The following is a 1,100-nucleotide window of genomic DNA, read 5'->3' on the forward strand; positions in this document are numbered from 1 at the left end:
CCGCCAATCCCTGGGGATCGGGCCGCCCGACGATCCCCCCGCCGAGCGGCCCGATCCCCAGGGATTGGCGGCGCGGCCGTAGAGGTCGTTCACCGTGTCGTAGGAGTCGAGGAGCGGAGGCACGTTCGTCTTGCCGAGGAGGATCGCGTCGGCCGCGCGCAGGGCGGCGACCGCGGGCGCGTCCTGCCGCGACACGTGGAGCGTGCCGGTCGTGCCGGCACTGCCAGGGAGGCCGCGGACCTCGAAGGAGTCCTTGACGGTCAGGGGCACCCCGGCGAGAGGCCCGAGCGGCTCGCCCCTCCTGCGCCGGTCGTCGACGGACCGCGCCGCGACGAGCACCGCCTCCGGATCCCAGGCGACGACCGTCCCGGTCTGCGCGTCGAGGGCGGCGACCCGGTCGGCGGCCACCTCGACAGCCGAGACCTCGCGGGACTCCAGGGCGCGGAGCAGTCCGGGGATGCTCGAGAACGGGTCGACGGCGGTCCTCCCGGTCATCGGACGCTCGAGGTCGTTCCCGCGAGCACGCCGGCCTCGACATCCGCTGCGACCCGGGCCAGACACGCCTCGAGATCGCCGCGGACGACGGTGCTCGAGGAGGACAGCATGAGGTTGAACGGCGAGCCGAAGTCCTCGACCGACATGCCCTCGGCGTCGACGTAGCCGGTCGGAGTCGCCGTGACCGGGCCGTGGAAGGCGCGCACGCGGTCGACCGCGGTGTCGCCGTCGGCGGAGTGGACGTAGGACGGCTTCCCGCGGCCGACCGCGTAGCCGACCTCGAAGGAGGTGCCCGAGTCGGGCTCGGGTCCGCGGAAGTGGTTGAGGTCGGCGACGATCACGTCCGCCCGCTCGATGAGGGCGATGTTCTTCGCGTAGATCGCGTCGGCGAGAGCGGTGCTGCCGGCCCCGGCTCCGCTCTTCTCGGTGACGTCGCCCTTGTCGAGGGGCGAGATCGGCTCGAGTCCGTAGCGGCGGCAGAGCTCGCGCGTGCGCTCGGCCCGCTCGCGGGCGTCGGGGGCGAAGACCTCGACGCCGGCGAGGTAGACGTGGACGGGCATGGTGGGGACCTCTCGTGGATGGGACGGCGGGGGTCGGGGATGGGA

At 73.6% G+C, this 1,100-nt stretch carries 2 protein-coding genes; both read right to left on the reverse strand.

The window, feature by feature from the left end:
- Positions 1 to 495 (reverse strand): amidase family protein (locus NB037_RS19310; RefSeq protein ID WP_251948684.1); only part of this gene is annotated, 495 nt, incomplete at its 3' end.
- The coding region (locus NB037_RS19315) for a nucleoside 2-deoxyribosyltransferase (RefSeq protein WP_251948686.1) at positions 492 to 1,100 on the reverse strand (609 nt) is incomplete at its 5' end. The genes NB037_RS19315 and NB037_RS19310, both read right to left, overlap by 4 nt.

Origin of the sequence: Rathayibacter rubneri (genome assembly GCF_023743255.1) — a bacterium.
Classification (GTDB): domain Bacteria; phylum Actinomycetota; class Actinomycetes; order Actinomycetales; family Microbacteriaceae; genus Rathayibacter; species Rathayibacter rubneri.